Raw genomic sequence first — 17,385 nt, 5'->3', positions numbered from 1 at the left:
AGGCCATGAAAAACGGCTAGCCAAGCGTTAGTGTAGATAAGCCATTAGTTAATAAGCAGTCTCAGGTTTTCAACGGCGACGATTACGACGCTGCAACGCTGCTTCACGTTCGGCATCTACCCACCAAGCGTCTAGATCCATGGCATAAGCTGGAAACGGCTCTGGATAGCCAAATTTATCCCACACGGCAATCCGTGTCTCGCCTGAATGATAATGAGGGATGACATAAAAGCCCCAACGCAGTACTCGATCAAGCGCTTTTGCAATGGTGTCCAGCGTTTCGCGGTCGTTAGCACGAATGAGCTGCTCCACTAGTGCATCAACAGCAGGGTGGGCAAGAGCCATGCGATTACGACTTTGTGGCGCCTCTGCGGCAGCACTGGTCCAGTAGTCGCGCTGCTCATTACCAGGGTTGTTAGACTGCGGGAAGTGGCTGATGACCATATCGTAATCGTAGCTGCGTACCCGGTTAAGATACTGATTGATATCGACAATGCGTAGCGACGTTTGAACCCCAAGACGCGCCATATTGCGCAGCATGGGTTGCACAACACGCTCAAGTCCTGAGTCGTATAGCAGTACTTCTAGTGTAAGAGGTCGGCCTGTCTCGCTGTTCACTAGCACACCATTTTCTATGCGATAGCCAGCATCACGCAGCAGATCAAGCGCAAGCCGCAAACGCTCACGTAGGTCGGTAGGGTGTTCGATGGGCAGCGGGTCAGTGAATAGTCGTTCTGAATGATGGGAGTCAATCAACGCTTCACGGAACGGTTCGAGCAGCGCAAGCTCTTCCTCTGACGGTGTTCCAATCGCTTCCATTTCAGAGTTTTGAAAGAAACTTTCCGTGCGCCGATAGGTATCATAGAAAATGTTAGTGTTAAGCCAGGGAAAATCGAACGTAAGGCTCAGTGCTTCTCGGACCCTTGGGTCTTGAAATTTTTCTTTACGTAAGTTGAAGACAAACGCCTGCATCATGGATGGGTTAACATCGGGTACAGTAATTCGCTTTATCAAACCGTCACGATAAGCTGGGAAATTATAGCCAATCGCCCAAGTGGCGGCGCGTGCATCTGTCCGATAGTCGGTAAGTCCTGCTTTGAAGGCTTCCCAAGCAATATCCCGGTCACGGTAATACTCGTACACAACACGGTCAATATTGTAACGGCCAACATTGACGGGTAAGTGCTTACCCCAATAGTTGTCATCTCGCTGATAGACAATGCGCCGCCCAGGATCTACTTCGCTAATGCGATAAGGCCCAGACCCCGGGTGAGCCTCTAAGGTGGGAGACGTGAAATCGCGCGGTTCCCAGTAGTGGCGAGGTAAAATAGGGAGTTGTGCAACAATCAGTGGCAACTCACGTGATTCTGTGTCGTTAAATTCAAAACGGACCAAATGATCGTTTAAGGCGACAACTCTCTCGACACCTGAATAGTAGCTGCTGTAGAAGGGGTTACCTTCTTCACGTAACAAATTTAGAGAGAATACTACGTCATAGGCAGTTACTGGTTCACCGTCCTGAAAGCGTGCCTCTGGACGCAAATCAAACTCTATCCACTGGCGATCTGGGGCTAAGCGAACGCCTTCAGCCAGCAGACCGTACAAACTGAAGGGCTCGCCAGGATTACTCGCCATCAGCGAGTCGTAAATCTGAAAAATGCCGGTAACAGGCGTGCCACGAATAATAAACGGGTTGGTAGAGTCGAAGCTGCCGCCCACAGCGGTATGTGTAATTGTTCCACCCTTGGGGGCGGAAGGGTTCACGTGGGGGAAGTAGGCAAAGTCGGGAGGAAGCTGTGGGCTATTGTAAAGAGATAGCCCGTGCACAGTCTCAACGGGTGTAGAAGTGTTGTTGTCGGCGACGTTTTCAGAAGCCAACAGCGACAGGCTTAGCAGCAAGCCGCTGGTTAACAAAAGTGCTTTGGTAAACAACACACTACGTAGCATTGGTAACTTCCTGTAACAACAAAGGCTTAGTAGTTGAGTCTTGGTAGTTGAGTCTTAGTAGCCTAGTCTTAATAACTGGCCTTAGAAACTGAGGCGCAGCTGATAAGACAATGTTATGGCGATGATAATAACTGAGACATAGCCACAAAAGACTAATAAAGACTACTTTTAAACCTAGTTAACAAAGCCTGGTTGGTTTCCCCATGTTACCGTCCTGAAAGCGACAGCAGTTGGCCTGGCTTCAGAGCCTCTGGGCGTTCGATAGCATTCCATCTGATTAAGTCTTGCTGAGCGACATTATAGCGGGCTGCAATCACAGAAAGGTTATCGCCACTTTCAACGCGGTGAACGTCAGGCGTGTTGGTCGATGCTAATGAGGTGCTGCTTGATTGCGAAAGCTGAGCTAATACCTGAGTGTCAACTTCTTCAGGCACAAGTAACGTCTGCGCGCTGCGTGGGTCAAGGCTGCCATTTAGCAGGCCAGGGTTTAGCTCGGCCAGCGCGGTTTGGCTGACATCAAGAAGCTGAGAGGCTTGCGCTAGGCTAACTGGTTGCTCCAGCTGAACTTTGGCAAAAGCGGGATCAGGGTGAATGTCGGGCAGTGCAACGCCATACTGTTCTGGATCATTGATGATCGTCGCAATTGCTTTAAGTTTAGGAACATAATGCATCGTTTCGTGGGGTAGGGATAGTTCCCAGTAGTCGCCTGCAAGGCCTTGGCCCTGAGCTTGGCGTTGCGCACGGTTAACGGTGCCAGCACCGGCGTTGTAAGCGGCCAGCGAGAGCATCAGGTCGCCCTCGTACCACTCATCAGCCTGCATTTCCAGGTAATCAAGCGCTGCTGCAGTAGACGTTACTACGTCTAAACGACCATCGTAATTGCCGTTGCGAACCAAGCCTAATGCATCTCCTGTACCTGGCATGAACTGCCAAAGCCCAGCGGCTCCTCGATGGCTTCGGGCGCTTGGATCGAAAGAACTCTCAACAAACGGAATCAGTGCAATTTCACCAGGAAGACCGCGTTCGGTTACTTGCTGGGTTATCCAAGCAAGCCAGGGCGTCGCGCGCTCAGTGATAGCGGCAATATTTTGCGGGCTGGAACGATAGTGCTCTATCCATTTATCGACACGTGCTTGCGCATCGGCAGGTAACTGTTTTTCCTGCCACTGGAAGCTGTCACGTAGTGTGCTCCACGCATCTTGGGGTTGCAGTTCTAGTGCTTCCCAGAAGTGATGCTGAAAGGCAGTGGGGCGGAAGTTGGGTGAAGCAGGCGCGTCCATAAGGGCGCTTTCAGATTGGTATGCTTCGGTAGTAGAGGCTTGAGAGCTGGCCGCTGCGGCTAAAAATAGGCTCACAATAACAGTGCTTCCAGCGCTTAGTAATAAGCGCTGGCGAATCGTTCGATAAGTCATAGTCGGTTCGTTTTACTCGATAGCGTTTTTAAAAACGGTTCTTCCACTCACGTAACGTGGAGAACGTGGCGAGATCATCATCATTGGCCCCTTGGGTACCTACTGCTTGACGCACACTATTGGTGCTCACGCGCAAGTAGGGGTTGATCTTCAGCTCGCGTCCTATCGTGCTGGGTAAGGTAGGTCGGTCTAATGCCCGAGCCTTCTCACACTCCTGCAATGCATATTTAACGTCTTCGTTATCAGGGTCTGCAGCACGAGCAAAGGTTAGATTCGCTTGCGTATATTCATGCGCTGCAAAGACCAGCGTATCCTCTGGGAGTTCCGCTAATGTTTGAAGAGATGCAAACATTTGCTCTGGCGACCCTTCAAACAGCCGACCACATCCACCACAAAATAGGGTGTCGCCGCAGAAAAGTAGCGCAGGAATGCCTGGGGTGAAGTAGCTCACATGATCTAATGTATGCCCTGGCGTTGCTATAACTTCAAACAGACGGCCCATGATACGTACTTCATCGCCATGTCCTACCTGTTCATCAATGCCTTCAATGGTCGGGTTGGAGGGGCCAATCACCCGGGGCGAGAAGCGTTTAATCAGCTCTGCAAGGCCACCGGTATGATCATGATGATGGTGAGTGATTAAAATCGTATCAAGCGTTAAGGATTCTCGCTCAAGAAGCTCAATCACAGGCGTTGCTTCACCGGGATCCACCACGCAAACGCTTTGACTGGTATCCTGTCTTAATAGCCAAATGTAGTTATCGCTAAGTGCGGGAATCGGTGTCACGCTCATCATGGGCGAGATCCTTTGAAGTTCAAAATAGACGCTTAATGAAACGCTTTTCTGTGCGCCAATGCTGGCGCTCAAAACGTTAAAAAGCAGTTACTGTGGAGGGAAGCGCTGTTCATGTCAACTTCGTCAATGGCAACCCGGCTCGCCCAGCAGATGGCAGAAAGCCAAGCGTACTGGCAAACAGAAGCAGGCCGTTCGCTATGGGAAACGCAGCGAGCGTGTTTGGGGCCGCTGGTTGAAGGGCGCAAAGGTGGCCACAGTTTAGAGATGAGCATGGGGCCCACATTGATGACGATGTCGGCCATTCCGCATGTCATTCGCTGGTCGCCGACGAGAGCAGCGGCAGAGTCCTCGTCTACGTTAGTCTGTCCACCAGATCACCTTGCCTTACCAGATCGCAGTTTGGAGGTGGTGGTTATTCATCACTGGCTAGAGCATCTGTCAGACGCCCATCATGTCTTACAAGAAGCCGCTCGGGTAACATCAGACAATGGTGTGTTAGTGCTTTTTGGGTTTAACCCAATCGGATTGAACGGGTTAACCCAGCGTTGGCGTAAGCAGCAGGCAAACTACCCCTGGAGCGGCCAGTGGCGTACTGCTAGTCGTTTGCGTGACTGGTTGGCATTTGTCGATTTTGACGTGGAACGCGTAGACTATTGCTGCTTTCGGGGGCCGATGAGCACCACCTGTGGAGAGCGCTGGGAAGCATTGGGACGTAGGCACAATTTACCGTTGGGTGAAAGTTATATGATTCAAGCGCAGCGGCGGCAGCGTCATGCGCCGATAGAGCGTCTTAAATTTGGGTTGCGCGCACCGGTTACATCCTCCTCTTTGGGAGCCACACGAACCGGTGTTTCTGCGCGATACCACTCAGGTCAACGTCGTTTAGAAAAGGATAGTGAAAGTGAGTAAGCAAGCAACCGATGGGTTGCCTCGCGTTACGGTGTATACCGATGGGGCCTGCCGAGGAAATCCAGGCCCAGGCGGCTGGGGAGTTGTGCTGTCAAGCGGGCAGCACGAGAAGACATTAAAAGGCTTTGAAGCAGATACCACCAATAACCGCATGGAGTTAATAGCGGCGATTATGGCATTGCGTACCTTGAACAAGCCTTGTGAAGTAGCTCTCTGGACTGATTCTCAGTATGTGCGCCAGGGAATTACTCAATGGATTCATAATTGGATTAAGCGAGGCTGGAAGACAGCGGCCAAACAACCGGTTAAAAACGCTGAGCTTTGGAAGACTCTCCACGAGGAAACGCAGCGACATCGTGTCGAGTGGCATTGGGTGAAGGGGCATAGCGGGCACCCCGGCAATGAGCGCGCCGATGCGTTGGCCAACGAAGCTATTGATGAGCATAACAGGAGAGCAGCATGCGCCAAGTAATCTTGGATACTGAAACAACTGGTATTGACCCAAAAGATGGCCACCGATTAGTGGAAATTGGCGCCGTCGAAATGATCAACCGGCGGTTTACAGGGCGCTCCTATCATCAATATATCAATCCTGAACGGCATATTGATGCTGAAGTCGTGGCGGTTCACGGTATTGATGACGCCAAGGTGGCTAATGAGCCGGTGTTTGCCGATATAGCGGATGACTTCTGGGCATTTATAGCAGGGGCCGAGCTGGTGATTCATAACGCCCCCTTTGATGTGGGGTTTATTGATCATGAGTTAACCATGTTAAACCAGCGGCGACGGTCACCCGCATTAGGCCCTGTTAGTGAGCATTGCCGTATTCTTGATACGCTGGTGATGGCCCGTCAGATGCACCCCGGCCAGCGTAATAGCCTCGATGCGTTATGCAAGCGCTACGATATTGATAATGGCCATCGTGTGTTGCACGGCGCATTGCTTGATGCTGAGATCTTAGCCGACGTCTATCTGGCGATGACCGGCGGACAAACGGCGCTGACGCTTGATTCAGAATCATCGTCCGGTGAGCAGCAAAGTAATCAAGCCAATGAAGGGCTATCGGTACAGCGTTTAGCGCTGACGCCAGGGCAGTTGAGGGTCGTCCGGCCTAGTGAAGAAGAGCGCGCAGCCCACCAAGCTAAGTGCCAAGCACATCAGTTACATTGGTTCGAGGGTGGTTTGACTGAAGGTAATCGTGGCGATGCTTAGACGTGAAATTCCTCATTATGCGCGAGAAGGTCGTGTTATTCGTGTGTCCCGAAGTCATCTAGCGCCAGCACCGATGGCTGAAAGCGGCGAGTTGACGCCGTTACAACCGACTCAACCATGGGATGAACGGATGCAGCCGCTGTGCTATTGGCACGATGAGCCGGTGGCGCTCTTTGTGGAAAGTAAGCCGGGTGAGGACTGGATAGATGGACGACAGTGGCTAGGGGAGTTGCCTGCTTCCTGGTTTAGCCTGCTATCGACGGCACTTCAAGTCGGTGCTTGGTTAGAGAACCATCGTTTTTGTGGGCGTTGCGGCGAGAAGGCCACCAAGTTGGAAGCTGAGTTTGCTATGCACTGCCATGCTTGCGGGCATCGCAACTATCCGCGTATTTCTCCCTGCATTATTACGCTAGTCACCAGTGGAGAGGCGATGTTGTTAGCACGAAGCCCAAGATTTCCACCCGGACGTTACTCGACGCTTGCGGGCTTTATTGAGCCTGGAGAGTCTGCTGAAGAAGCGGTGCATCGTGAGATATACGAAGAGGTAGGCGTGCATGTGGAAAAGCTTCGTTATCATCAAAGCCAAGCGTGGCCATTTCCGCATTCGCTAATGTTTGGTTTTTTTGCCGAAGCGACGACGCGGCGCATTCATATTGATGGTGTGGAAATTAGCGATGCCGCTTGGTTTTCGCCAAGGCAATTGCCTTCGCTGCCGCCACCGTACTCTATTTCACGTGAACTTATCGAAACACATCTCGCCCGCTGGCGGTAACAGCACGCGGGCGAGGATGGGCGTTATTTGCTGGGAAACAGGCTGGTCAGTTTAGTGGCCAGCATGACATTGCCAGTCGCTTTTAGCTTACCTGTCATGAAGGCTGTCATACCATTGATATCGCCACTCATAATGCCTTTTAGCGTATCTGTGGTCATGCTTAGGCTGACTGATGGGTCATCATGTTCTCCTTCGTGTACACCTAGTGTTCCATCTTGAATATTCAGGTAATGGCTGCCTGCATCAGAAAAATGGAATTGAAACACCTCATTCATGCCCTTGGCGGCTTCTGGGCTGAAGCGGGATTGCAGCTTATCTAACGTATTCGATGACATAATAAATTCTCAAAAATTATTTGGTCGTTAGCCCAGCGTAGGCAAGGCGTTAGGTGAGGTTCTCACAATGCGACAAACGAGGTTATTTTAAACAAGTGTTTTAATCAAGCGAGTTTGTCAATCTTAATGACTTAAACCGTCATTTGGCAAAACGTTAATCGGTATAAACGTTTAAAAACAGTGACAGGAGAGAACGTATGAGTGAGTGGTTGATAGAGATGGGCACATTTTTGATTCAAACCGTCTTGCTAATGGCGATTGTTGGCATGGTGCTGGCAATAGTGTTACGCAATAAAGAGAGTGAAGAACATAGCCTTAAACTGACCGTAGAGTCTCTCAACGACCAGCGACGCTCACGTGACCGCAAACTGCGTGTTACCACCACCGAACATGGCGCGCGCAAAAAATTGGTAAAAGCGTTTCGCCAGGAAGAGAAGGCAAAACACAAAGCTGCTAAGCAAGGTAAAGGAAAAGCTCAGGCTGTCCAGAAGGTATGGGTATTGGATTTTCACGGTGATCTTAAAGCATCACAAACTGAGAAATTTGCTCAGGAAGTGTCTGCCATTATTGATGTTGCCGCTGCGGAAGATGAAGTTGTTGTGCGATTAGAGTCAGCGGGCGGGCTTGTTCATGCCTATGGGTTAGCGGCAGCACAGCTTGATCGGCTTCAAACTGCAGGCTTAACTACCACCGTGTGCATCGACAAAGTTGCTGCTAGCGGTGGTTATATGATGGCGTGTACAGCTAACCATATCAAAGCTGCACCTTTTGCTGTGATTGGTTCTATTGGCGTGGTGGCGCAGGTGCCTAACATTCATCGACTACTGAAACGCAATGATATTGATGTTGAGCTACTGACAGCTGGTAAGTACAAGCGGACCCTGACAGTGTTGGGGAAAAACACCGAAGAGGGCCGCGAAAAATTCATAGACGACTTAGAAAATACCCACCGGTTGTTTAAACAGTACGTTTCTCAACATCGGCCGGAAATGGATATTGATGCGTTAGCAACAGGCGAAATCTGGTATGGCAGTGAAGCATTAGAACAAAAGTTAACAGATAGCGTAGGCACCAGCGAAGCATATTTGGTGGAGCGCATGGCACAAGCCCACGTGTATAGCGTGAGGCTTGAGCCACCAAAAACTTTCAGCCGCAAGGTCGGGTTGGCTGTATCAGCAGGTATTGAGCAAGCCATTGTGAAAGGACTTGGTTTAATCGAAGCGGCGGGTTGGCAGCGTCGATAGTGGTTAGCCAACATTAGCAACTTATGTTGATAAATGCATAACGGTTAAGCAGCGTAGTGATGCGCCAGGGTGTCAATAATTGCCTTGGCGCTTTCGCTGCTTAACGAGTAGTAAATAGTTTGCGATTCACGGCGGGTATCGACCAACTGATCGCGGCGCAAAATAGCTAAGTGTTGGCTTAATGCTGACTGGCTAAGCGCAAGTTCCTGGTTAATTTGAGTAACTGAGAGTTCTTTTTCAGCCAGAAGGCAGAGTATTTGAAGGCGTTTTTCATTTGCTAAGGCTTTCAACAGATTGGTACCCGCCTCAATGGCGTGACAATCATGTTCTAGCAAACGAGCAGCGGCGCTAGTAGAAGCAGACATGAGAATCTCCTTGCCCACGCTGTTATGACAGCGTTGTTATAGGTTTATTTAGGCATCGTCGCGTCGCGAGGATCAGTTGTTGAATGATCAGTAATTTAGCGGAGTTTGTCCAAACGCTGCTTTAACGATCTATCAATGGTAGTGAAGCTCTTTTTTGTCGACAATGTTGCTGGGCATATAGCGCTTTAGTCGCGATTTATCCCATAGTATGAGGGTATGAAGGCCATTTACTTTATAAAGTGTCAACAATTGGCTACTTTCACTGACACAATAAAAGGCATGTCGACCATGAGCCTCCAACAAAAGAGCTATCAAGAGACCTATCAGCAATCGATTGAGCATCCCGAAATGTTCTGGGCTGAGCAGGCCCAGCGTCTACCTTGGTACAAATTCCCCTCCACCATCCTTAGCTACGACGATCAGCAGCATGCGCGTTGGTTTGGAGATGGCGAGTTAAATATTTGTTATGCGGCGATTGATTATCACGTAGAACAAGGCAGGGGCGAGCAGCCAGCCATTTTCTGGGACTCTCCCGTTACTCAATCGAAACAAACCATTACTTATCAGGCGCTGCGTGATCGCGTTGCGCATTTTGCTGGTGGGCTTTCTCGTCTGGGTGTGACGAAAGGCGACCGAGTCGTCATTTATATGCCGATGGTGCCAGAGGCGCTCATTGCCATGTATGCCTGTGCTCGCTTGGGGGCAGTACATTCGGTGGTTTTTGGTGGATTCGCACCCCACGAGCTAGCTGTGCGTATTGAGGATGCTGAGCCAAAAGTAGTGATCGCTGCTTCTTGTGGCATTGAAGTAGATAAAGTCCTTCCCTATAAGCCTATTGTTGACCAGGCTATTGCGCTTAGTAGTTTTAAGCCGGATGCCTGTGTTGTTTTTCAGCGTGATGCTCATCGCGCGGAACTTCACGAAGGCGATCATGATTGGCAGGCGTTGGTAGCGGATGCTCCTTTTGCTGATTGTGTGCCCGTAAAAGCGACCGACCCACTTTATGTTCTATATACCTCTGGGACGACCGGCAAACCTAAGGGGGTAATGCGCGATACCGGTGGCTATGCCGTGGCGTTAGCCTACTCAATGGAAGCAATTTATGCCTTAAATCCTGGCGATGTGATGTTCACAGCGTCAGATGTAGGTTGGGTGGTAGGGCACTCTTATATTGTGTATGCGCCGCTATTAAGAGGGTGTACTACTGTAGTGTACGAGGGAAAACCTGTTAGAACACCGGATGCTGGTGGTTTTTGGCGGTTAATTGACGAGTACAAAGTAAAAAGCTTTTTCACTGCCCCTACGGCCTTCCGGGCGATCAAAAAAGAGGATCCTGATGCGAAGCTCTTGGCTAATTATGACATCAGCAGCCTTGAGCACTTATATGTAGCAGGCGAGCGTTTAGATCCTCCAACCTTTCATTGGCTTGATGATTTGTTAGATGTGCCGGTGATTGATCATTGGTGGCAAACAGAAACGGGCTGGCCGATTGCGGCAAACTTGCCTGGTATTGAATCTGCGCCTACTAAAGCGGGCTCGGCTACTTTTCCAGTACCTGGCTTTAATGTACAAATTTTGGATCGTGATGGTGAAGAAACAGCGTCAATGCATCAGGGCAGTGTGGTTATAAAACAACCACTTCCACCTGGCTGTCTCACTGGTATTTGGCGTGATCCTCAGCGTTTTCATAGTGCCTATATGGCTGCCTATCCAGGTTATTATCTCACTGGCGATGGTGGCTACTTTGATGAAGAGGGGTATTTGTTCATCATGGGTAGAACCGATGACGTGATCAACGTTGCTGGGCATCGTCTTTCTACCGGCGAAATGGAAGAGATCGTCGGTGCGCACCCTGCAGTGGCTGAGTGTGCTGTGATTGGTATTCATGATGAGCTAAAAGGTCAACTGCCTATTGGGCTGGTGATTACCAAAGATGGTTTCGATGGCGATGAAGCGATGCTGGAAGAAGAGCTTATCAGCCGCGTGCGAGAACACATTGGGCCAATTGCTTGCTTTAAGCAGGTGTTGGTCGTCAATCGATTGCCTAAAACCCGTTCTGGTAAAATATTGCGTAAGTTGCTGCGTAATATTGCTGACGGTAAATCGTTCGGTATTCCTTCAACCATTGATGATCCGACCAGCTTAGAAGATGTGCATGCCGCGATGCGTGATCGCTCTGTCGGGGCAGCGGATCAAGCTAAGTCGCTAGACGCTTAGGTTAAAACATAGCTAATAGCGTGATGAATGGAGTCGCCCAGGCAGGTGGGCGACTTTAATTACCCAACGGAAGGCGTATAATGCGCGCCCCAGTGGCGTTAACCGCGCTTAAATGAGGGTTCCCTAACCCCTCGGACTTGCAAAAAAAGGCCAACCTGCATGTTTGCATTAACCGACACCCAGCACCGCCGTTGCCTCCTGGTAATGGTTGCATTTCATATTGGTATAATTGCCGCCAGTAATTATCTGGTTCAGTTGCCATTTACCTTGTTTGGTTTTCATACCACTTGGGGCGCGTTCAGTTTCCCCTTTATTTTCCTGGCAACTGACTTAACGGTTCGTTTGTTCGGTAAAGGGCCTGCTCGCTCCATTATATTGCGCGTTATGTTTCCAGCGCTGGTGATTTCCTACGTTGTTTCGGTAATTTTTCCGCGGGGAAGTTTTGCCGGTATCGAAGCCTTAGGTGAGTGGAACTTATTTGTTGCCCGTATTGCGTTAGCTAGCTTCCTTGCTTACGTGCTAGGCCAGTTACTCGATGTTCAAGTGTTTGATCGGCTGCGTCAGTGGGCGTGGTGGGTAGCTCCCGTGTGTTCTACCGTGCTAGGCAACCTAGCGGATACGTTTGCTTTCTTTTCTACCGCGTTTTACAACAGTCCAGACCCTTTTATGGCGGAACATTGGGTAGAAATAGCAGTGGTTGACTACGCCATTAAGCTCGGCATTAGTCTCTTGTTCTTCCTGCCATTATATGGCTTGTTGCTCGCGTGGTTAACGCGTCGACTAGTGGTGTGGACAGGGCAAACTGACGCATCGCCCCGGACCGCATAATGGCTAGGTTGAGCGACCAAGCATAAAAATCAAGCGTAACGACTGAGGAGCCTGCATGACTGATGATGCCCGTGTTGATCTTTATATTATCGATTTGCCCGACGAATCAGGTAGCGACGATCAACTACCTATTGTGGTGATCCACGGTTTATTGGGTAGTGCCGATAACTGGCGTTCGCATTTAAAGGTTTGGCAGCGCAGTAGGCGGGTCATTGCTGTGGATCTTCGTAACCACGGCCGTTCACCTCATGCAGAAGGTATGAGCTATACCGCTATGAGCCAAGATGTGTTGGCGGCGCTCGATAAGCTTGGGATCGAACGCGCGCATGTACTGGGTCACTCCATGGGCGGGAAGGTGGCTATTACGCTGGCGCGTATGAACCCTGAACGCTGTGCGTCACTGATGGTGGCAGATATCGCCCCGGTAGCTTATCAGCATGGCCACGACGATGTATTTGCTGCACTCGAACGGGTAAAAGCGGGTAAGCCCACTAATCGCCGTGAAGCTGACGCCTTGTTGGCTGAGCATGTCGACTCCCGTCCAACTCGACTGTTTCTTGCCACCAATTTAGTGCGCAATGAGCAAGGTGAGATGGAGGTGCGGGTTGGGTTAGATGAAATTCAACGTGGTTATGAAGCGATTATTGGCAAACCTGATGGTGACCGCGCTTTTGAAGGGCCGACACTGGTACTTAAAGGCGCTGATTCGCACTACGTGGCTGATGATATGTTGCCAGCGCTGCGCGAAGTACTGCCCCGCGCAAGAGTAGTGGCACTTAAAAACGCTGGGCATTGGCTTCACGCTGATCAGCCAGAGGCGTTTCAGCAAGCCGTTGATACGTTTATTGCTGCCCACTCGTAGCGGGGGCAGGCAAAGTTAGAGCGGCGATATTGTCAGGTTGTGTCGCTCTGGTTCACGTAAAAAGCGGTTTAGAATGCGATAGGTATCTACATCAAATTTGGCAGCGACGCCTTTTAGCCCAAGGGCACGCTGTTTGGTTGTGGCGCTGCCTAAATAGCACCAGTGGTCGATTACATGATGGCTGGTTGGGCCGTTTTTACGGCTTTTCTCGCGAATAATAATGCGGCCTGGCCAAGGCCATGTGTTGACTTGAAAAGATGCTAGTGCTTCTTGGGCGCGCTGTGAGTGGCTTTCAAGGGGCTCCTGTCCACAGCAGGCGCCTCTACATTTGCCTAACTGGTTAGCAAAACACCGTCCTGTTCCTTTATCTATTCTTAGCACTTGCGGGCAAAGCTGATGTGTTTCGGCAATACTGCGTAGCGCAGCTTTAGCTTCTTTGGCGCTGCGAAACAGCCCAAACAGCTTTCCCGACTGAGGCTGGCTGATCGCCTTGCCGCTGACCAGCGTTGGGCAAGGTTGGTCAGTTGGCCAGTACCATGTTTTTAAATGCCCCTGACGGCGCAGTTGGCGATTCATAATCGGCATCAGCTCTTTAACCAGTTCAGCTTCTCTTAGCTGGGCGCTTAAGTCGCCAGCGGTTTCCTCCCATTCAATATGCTGTATTTGCTGGACAAGGCGCATTTCTTTGTCGTCTTGGTGGTCGCGTTGGAAATGGCCAAGAACTCGGCTGCGTAAATTAATGCTTTTGCCAACGTACAGCGGAAGGCGGTTGTGGCCATAAAACAAATAAACCCCAGGCGAGGCAGGCAGCCCAGTTAGCTGTTCGCTGGCTAAGTGGGCGGGTAGGCTGCGGTGGCGTTGTTCATCAGCAAGGGCGGCTTGCCAACTGGCAGCGTCAAATTGCTGCTGCCAGACTTTCCACAGCTGCCAAAGGGCAGTGGCATCATCCTCTGCTCGGTGCTGGCGGGCTTGATGAATATTGAAGTGAGCCAATAAGCTTCGGAGATTGTGCTTAGGCAGTTCAGGCATTAAACGGCGGGAAATGCGCAGTGTGCAGCGCAGCTGCGGCTGGTAGTTGATACCGACACGTTTGAATTCGTTGCGCAAAAAGCTGGCGTCAAATCGCGCATTGTGGGCTACCAAGCAATCTTCACCAAGCCATTCGCGCAAGCTGGGAGCAATGGTATAAAACGAGGGTGCATCAATTAGCATGTCATCATAAATGCCGGTGAGTTGGCAGATGTGAGAGGGCACGCTAGTGCCAGGATTAATCAGGCTGACCCAGCGATCCGTTATGTGACCGTCCACTACCTTGAAGGCCGCAATTTCGGTTATTCGATCCCTCGTCGCACGAGTGCCTGTTGTCTCGATATCAATAAAAATCAGCGGCATATTTCTCATTGTGCATATGCATTGTGCTTTCGTCAGCGTATATCGATCAACGCATGGGGGTTAACGGCCAGTCGTGATATCGGCAGTGCCGTTTCGGTAATACCTGACTGTTGAAGATAGCGCTCGAAAGCTGCATAACGCCGGGCATCAAGTGCTGCCGGACTAATGGCTATACGTCGCATTAGATCGTCCCAGGCGGCTTCGTTAATTGCATTATCCAGTACAGGGTGGCTGCTAATTAGCAGTGACCACGCGGCTTCTGGGTTTTCAATAATCCAATTGCTGGCTTCTTCCAGGGCAATAAGTACCCTTGACCAAGTGGCTGCTCGTCTTGTGACTGTGTCGCTATTTGCCAGCAGTATCAAGCCGTCATGACGTGGCACATCAATATCGTGATAACGCACGGTGTGGGTGACAATGCCCTCTGACGCCAGTTGTTGTGGCAGCGTGAGATAAAAGCCATCGGCAATGGCATTAACGCGCCCTTCGCGTAGGGCACTGGCAGCATCGAAATGGACACTTTCAGGCGGGTTAAAATCGTCGATTTGGCGAAGTGAGGTAGGCACCAGTTGATCCACTAGCACATCACGCCCTTCGCGGGTAGAAAAGCCATAGTGCAAGCCTGCAAGTTGGTCGGTAGTTTCATTTGTTGGGACATCTCCCGCCACGATGACAGCATTTAGCGGTGTCTCAATCAGCGTTCCTATGCGGGTAATAGCAGCGCCATCGTGAGCGTGTAAATGCAACAACGGCTGGCGCGTTAACGCCAGATCGACCTCTCCCGCAGTCAATAGCTTGATCGCAATGGAGGGGTCTGCAGGCGTTAATAATTCAAGCTCGAGACCTTGGGCAGCAAACAAACCGCGCTGCTTTGCCACAATTAAGGCAGCGTGTTGCGGGCTAACATACCAATCTAGCATTAAAAGGAGCTGCTTTAAGGGCGGTGGGTCCAATGGCGGAGGTGGTGCAAGAGCCATACTGGGCGCCTCTTCCTGTTGTTCTCCTTGTTCTCCTTGTTCTCCTTGTTCTCCTTGTTCGCCTATTTCCGCTGCTGTTTCATTGTCAGAGTGTGTCCACAGCTCAGGGGGCAGAGATATTTCGCCATCAAGCGTTAATGGTTCACTGTTATTAACCGACTCGTTTTCTGTGTTTGCGTAAGTGGCTGAAATTGAAAATAATAAAAAGAAGCTCAATGTAATAAATACTAGTGAACGGACACGCCAAAAAGCGTTCAACATAACCTTAACTCCCCATGGTATGACGGCGGAGTTTAGCGTTGAGGTGAAGGATCTGGCTAGCCCCCGTAAGCGACAAGCCTAACAAGCTCAGTAAATTTTACGGTGGCATGCAATAATAGAACGGCATTGATGGTGAGATGGAGAGACATGGACGCAATTTACACGTTCTTCTTAGTAGGCGGTTCCTTGATGGCGCTCAGTATTCTTGCGAGTCGCCTTTCCTCCATGATGGGTGTTCCGCTACTACTGATTTTCCTAGGGCTTGGCATGCTAGCGGGGGAAGAGGGCCTGCTAGGAGTCGAGTTTGACGATTACTCCATGGCGTTCACGATTGGTCATCTGGCGCTTGCCATGATTTTGCTAGATGGCGGCCTTCGTACCCGATTAAAAACCTTTCGCGTCGGCTTTAGGCCAGCACTCTCATTAGCCACCTTTGGCGTCTTTATCACCAGCGCTATTGTTGGTGTTATTGCTATGTGGGTGTTTGATCTCTCTTTAGCGCAAGGGTTACTTGTTGGTGCGATTGTCGGTTCTACCGATGCTGCAGCCGTGTTCTCAATGTTGAGTGGCCGTGGGGTCAACCTTAACGAGCGGGTAGGGGCCACGCTCGAAATTGAATCGGGTACCAACGACCCGATGGCTATTTTCCTTACGCTGATGTTGGTCGAACTGTTGGTTGGTGATATTGGCGGCATTGCTGAAACACTGCTGTTCTTCATTTCCCAGTTTGGTATTGGTTTAGTGGTTGGTATTGGCGGTGGCTGGCTAAGCGCTAAGCTGCTGCGTTGGTTAGATCTAGCCCCCGGTCTTTATGCCATGCTAGCGCTGGCGCTTGGGTTTAGTGTATTTGGATTAACCAGTGTGCTTGGTGGCAGCGGCTTCCTAGCAATTTATTTAGCAGGGTTGATGATTGGTAATCAGCCTGGGCGGCACCTTAACTTTATTCTTCCGGTACACGATGGATTGGCCTGGTTGAGCCAGATTGGTTTATTCCTGGTGTTGGGCTTACTCGTTACGCCAAGCCAGCTCTGGGAAGTGGCCTTGCCAGCAGGGCTAGTCGCGCTAGCTCTGATTTTTGTTGCACGGCCGCTGGCGGTATTGATCACCATTAAGCCGTTTTTCAAATTCCGCTGGCGAGAGACTTTCTTTATTGCCTGGGTTGGTTTGCGCGGTGCGGTGCCTATCGTGCTGGCTATCTTCCCTTTAATCGGCGGGGTAGAGAATGCGTCGTTGTACTTTAACGTGGCGTTCGCGGTGGTACTTATGTCGCTGCTTATCCAGGGCGGCTCGCTAACCTTTATGGCGCGGTGGTTAAAAGTAGAAGTGCCTATAGGCACGACGCCAAATCGCCGAGGTCCTCTTGGCATACTGCCAGATAACGATTTTGAGATGTTTGTCTATGTGGTCGAAAATGAAGACTTAGAAGACGTTCCCATTCGGCTACTGCGTTTCCCCTCAGGCGCGTTGATTTCGGCACTATTTCGCAACCACGTTATGCTCCACCCGAAAGGAAGCACGCGACTGAAGTTAAATGACGTCATTTGCGTTATTGGCCGTACTGAAGATCTCGTCGCGCTTAATCGCTTATTTAATGGAGATGCAAAGCTCAAACAAGAGCGAGCCTTCTTCGGCACCTTCACTTTAGATGGCGAGGCGCAAATGCAAGATATTGCCCAAGCCTATGGTTTAACCTTAAGCCCAGGCGAGCAAGACATGACGCTTGCAGAATTTATCTCGCTACGTGTCGGCGGTCACCCTGTGGTTGGTGACGATGTCGACTGGCATGGCATTCACTGGGTGGTAAGTGAAATGGAAGGCGGGAACATTACCCGTGTCGGCTTAAGGCTCTACTAATT

Annotated in this window: 16 protein-coding genes; 9 read left to right on the top strand and 7 right to left on the bottom strand. The window is 50.5% G+C overall.

Annotated features, from left to right (window positions below; translation table 11 throughout):
* Nucleotides 1-69 precede the first annotated feature (69 nt).
* From M0220_RS16805 to gloB, 3 genes are all read right to left on the bottom strand, one after another.
* On the bottom strand, nucleotides 70-1,947 hold the full coding sequence (locus tag M0220_RS16805; protein ID WP_030073100.1) for an extracellular solute-binding protein: 1,878 nt from the start codon (nucleotides 1,945-1,947) through the stop codon (nucleotides 70-72).
* A 206-nt stretch (nucleotides 1,948-2,153) separates the two neighbouring features.
* The gene (locus tag M0220_RS16800; protein WP_264018280.1) at nucleotides 2,154-3,359 is read right to left on the bottom strand and encodes a transglycosylase SLT domain-containing protein; all 1,206 of its coding nucleotides are present in this window, start codon (nucleotides 3,357-3,359) and stop codon (nucleotides 2,154-2,156) included.
* Between the two features lie 28 nt (nucleotides 3,360-3,387).
* Nucleotides 3,388-4,155: a hydroxyacylglutathione hydrolase gene (gene gloB / locus M0220_RS16795; RefSeq protein ID WP_264018279.1), complete on the bottom strand. Its 768-nt coding sequence runs from the start codon at nucleotides 4,153-4,155 to the stop codon at nucleotides 3,388-3,390.
* Nucleotides 4,156-4,266: 111 nt separating this feature from the next.
* Between gloB and M0220_RS16790 the strand changes: the two genes are divergently transcribed.
* The 4 genes from M0220_RS16790 to nudC are packed head-to-tail and all read left to right on the top strand — an operon-like array spanning nucleotide 4,267 to nucleotide 7,048.
* Entirely contained in the window at nucleotides 4,267-5,064 is a 798-nt protein-coding gene (locus tag M0220_RS16790) for a class I SAM-dependent methyltransferase (RefSeq protein WP_264018278.1), read from the top strand.
* Complete coding sequence (rnhA, locus tag M0220_RS16785) at nucleotides 5,057-5,536, top strand: ribonuclease HI (RefSeq protein WP_030073094.1); 480 nt, start codon at nucleotides 5,057-5,059, stop codon at nucleotides 5,534-5,536. The genes M0220_RS16790 and rnhA overlap by 8 nt, the downstream gene beginning before the upstream one ends.
* Complete coding sequence (gene dnaQ, locus M0220_RS16780) at nucleotides 5,524-6,276, top strand: DNA polymerase III subunit epsilon (RefSeq protein ID WP_264018277.1); 753 nt, start codon at nucleotides 5,524-5,526, stop codon at nucleotides 6,274-6,276. The genes rnhA and dnaQ overlap by 13 nt, the downstream gene beginning before the upstream one ends.
* Nucleotides 6,269-7,048, top strand: a complete 780-nt coding sequence (gene nudC / locus M0220_RS16775) for an NAD(+) diphosphatase (protein WP_264018276.1) — start codon at nucleotides 6,269-6,271, stop codon at nucleotides 7,046-7,048. Before dnaQ ends, nudC begins: the two co-directional genes overlap by 8 nt.
* Before the next feature lie 23 nt (nucleotides 7,049-7,071).
* Here nudC and M0220_RS16770 read toward each other — a convergent pair whose 3' ends face one another.
* Nucleotides 7,072-7,383 carry an SCP2 sterol-binding domain-containing protein gene (locus tag M0220_RS16770; protein WP_030073088.1) on the bottom strand — a complete coding sequence of 104 codons (312 nt, stop codon included), beginning with the start codon at nucleotides 7,381-7,383 and terminating at the stop codon, nucleotides 7,072-7,074.
* 197 nt (nucleotides 7,384-7,580) lie between these two features.
* On the opposite strand from M0220_RS16770, the gene sohB reads away from it, so the two are divergent.
* Entirely contained in the window at nucleotides 7,581-8,627 is a 1,047-nt protein-coding gene (sohB, locus tag M0220_RS16765) for a protease SohB (protein ID WP_264018275.1), read from the top strand.
* Between the two features lie 44 nt (nucleotides 8,628-8,671).
* Here the strand turns inward: sohB and M0220_RS16760 are convergent, their stop codons facing one another.
* Nucleotides 8,672-8,992: an ArsR/SmtB family transcription factor gene (locus M0220_RS16760; RefSeq protein WP_030073084.1), complete on the bottom strand. Its 321-nt coding sequence runs from the start codon at nucleotides 8,990-8,992 to the stop codon at nucleotides 8,672-8,674.
* A gap of 288 nt (nucleotides 8,993-9,280) precedes the next feature.
* On the opposite strand from M0220_RS16760, the gene M0220_RS16755 reads away from it, so the two are divergent.
* The 3 genes from M0220_RS16755 (at nucleotide 9,281) to M0220_RS16745 (ending at nucleotide 12,899) form a co-directional block, all read left to right on the top strand.
* The gene (locus tag M0220_RS16755) at nucleotides 9,281-11,209 is read left to right on the top strand and encodes a propionyl-CoA synthetase (RefSeq protein ID WP_264018274.1); all 1,929 of its coding nucleotides are present in this window, start codon (nucleotides 9,281-9,283) and stop codon (nucleotides 11,207-11,209) included.
* 159 nt (nucleotides 11,210-11,368) lie between these two features.
* Nucleotides 11,369-12,037 (top strand): 7-cyano-7-deazaguanine/7-aminomethyl-7-deazaguanine transporter, encoded by a 669-nt coding sequence (locus tag M0220_RS16750; protein WP_030073079.1) that lies wholly within the window; start codon nucleotides 11,369-11,371, stop codon nucleotides 12,035-12,037.
* Between the two features lie 55 nt (nucleotides 12,038-12,092).
* Nucleotides 12,093-12,899 (top strand): alpha/beta fold hydrolase, encoded by an 807-nt coding sequence (locus tag M0220_RS16745; RefSeq protein ID WP_030073078.1) that lies wholly within the window; start codon nucleotides 12,093-12,095, stop codon nucleotides 12,897-12,899.
* A 15-nt stretch (nucleotides 12,900-12,914) separates the two neighbouring features.
* Here M0220_RS16745 and M0220_RS16740 read toward each other — a convergent pair whose 3' ends face one another.
* Nucleotides 12,915-14,300: a 3'-5' exonuclease family protein gene (locus M0220_RS16740; protein WP_264018273.1), complete on the bottom strand. Its 1,386-nt coding sequence runs from the start codon at nucleotides 14,298-14,300 to the stop codon at nucleotides 12,915-12,917.
* A 23-nt stretch (nucleotides 14,301-14,323) separates the two neighbouring features.
* Nucleotides 14,324-15,529 (bottom strand): ABC transporter substrate-binding protein, encoded by a 1,206-nt coding sequence (locus M0220_RS16735; protein WP_264018272.1) that lies wholly within the window; start codon nucleotides 15,527-15,529, stop codon nucleotides 14,324-14,326.
* 147 nt (nucleotides 15,530-15,676) lie between these two features.
* Between M0220_RS16735 and M0220_RS16730 the strand changes: the two genes are divergently transcribed.
* The gene (locus M0220_RS16730; RefSeq protein ID WP_030073072.1) at nucleotides 15,677-17,383 is read left to right on the top strand and encodes a potassium/proton antiporter; all 1,707 of its coding nucleotides are present in this window, start codon (nucleotides 15,677-15,679) and stop codon (nucleotides 17,381-17,383) included.
* Nucleotides 17,384-17,385 lie beyond the last annotated feature (2 nt).

It is taken from the genome of Halomonas qinghailakensis, assembly GCF_025820815.1.
GTDB lineage: Bacteria > Pseudomonadota > Gammaproteobacteria > Pseudomonadales > Halomonadaceae > Vreelandella > Vreelandella qaidamensis.
The sequence above is the reverse complement of the archived record's forward strand: the minus strand, read 5'-3'. Positions and strand labels throughout refer to the sequence as shown.

Excerpts from the sequence above, each read along its gene's own strand:
- M0220_RS16805 (WP_030073100.1), bottom strand. The coding sequence starts at position 1,947 with ATGCTACGTAGTGTGTTGTTTACCAAAGCACTTTTGTTAACCAGCGGC.
- M0220_RS16800 (WP_264018280.1), bottom strand. The coding sequence starts at position 3,359 with ATGACTTATCGAACGATTCGCCAGCGCTTATTACTAAGCGCTGGAAGC.
- gloB (WP_264018279.1), bottom strand. The coding sequence starts at position 4,155 with ATGATGAGCGTGACACCGATTCCCGCACTTAGCGATAACTACATTTGG.
- M0220_RS16790 (WP_264018278.1), top strand. The coding sequence starts at position 4,267 with ATGTCAACTTCGTCAATGGCAACCCGGCTCGCCCAGCAGATGGCAGAA.
- dnaQ (WP_264018277.1), top strand. The coding sequence starts at position 5,524 with ATGCGCCAAGTAATCTTGGATACTGAAACAACTGGTATTGACCCAAAA.
- nudC (WP_264018276.1), top strand. The coding sequence starts at position 6,269 with ATGCTTAGACGTGAAATTCCTCATTATGCGCGAGAAGGTCGTGTTATT.
- M0220_RS16770 (WP_030073088.1), bottom strand. The coding sequence starts at position 7,383 with ATGTCATCGAATACGTTAGATAAGCTGCAATCCCGCTTCAGCCCAGAA.
- sohB (WP_264018275.1), top strand. The coding sequence starts at position 7,581 with ATGAGTGAGTGGTTGATAGAGATGGGCACATTTTTGATTCAAACCGTC.
- M0220_RS16760 (WP_030073084.1), bottom strand. The coding sequence starts at position 8,992 with ATGTCTGCTTCTACTAGCGCCGCTGCTCGTTTGCTAGAACATGATTGT.
- M0220_RS16755 (WP_264018274.1), top strand. The coding sequence starts at position 9,281 with ATGAGCCTCCAACAAAAGAGCTATCAAGAGACCTATCAGCAATCGATT.
- M0220_RS16750 (WP_030073079.1), top strand. The coding sequence starts at position 11,369 with ATGTTTGCATTAACCGACACCCAGCACCGCCGTTGCCTCCTGGTAATG.
- M0220_RS16745 (WP_030073078.1), top strand. The coding sequence starts at position 12,093 with ATGACTGATGATGCCCGTGTTGATCTTTATATTATCGATTTGCCCGAC.
- M0220_RS16740 (WP_264018273.1), bottom strand. The coding sequence starts at position 14,300 with ATGAGAAATATGCCGCTGATTTTTATTGATATCGAGACAACAGGCACT.
- M0220_RS16735 (WP_264018272.1), bottom strand. The coding sequence starts at position 15,529 with ATGTTGAACGCTTTTTGGCGTGTCCGTTCACTAGTATTTATTACATTG.
- M0220_RS16730 (WP_030073072.1), top strand. The coding sequence starts at position 15,677 with ATGGACGCAATTTACACGTTCTTCTTAGTAGGCGGTTCCTTGATGGCG.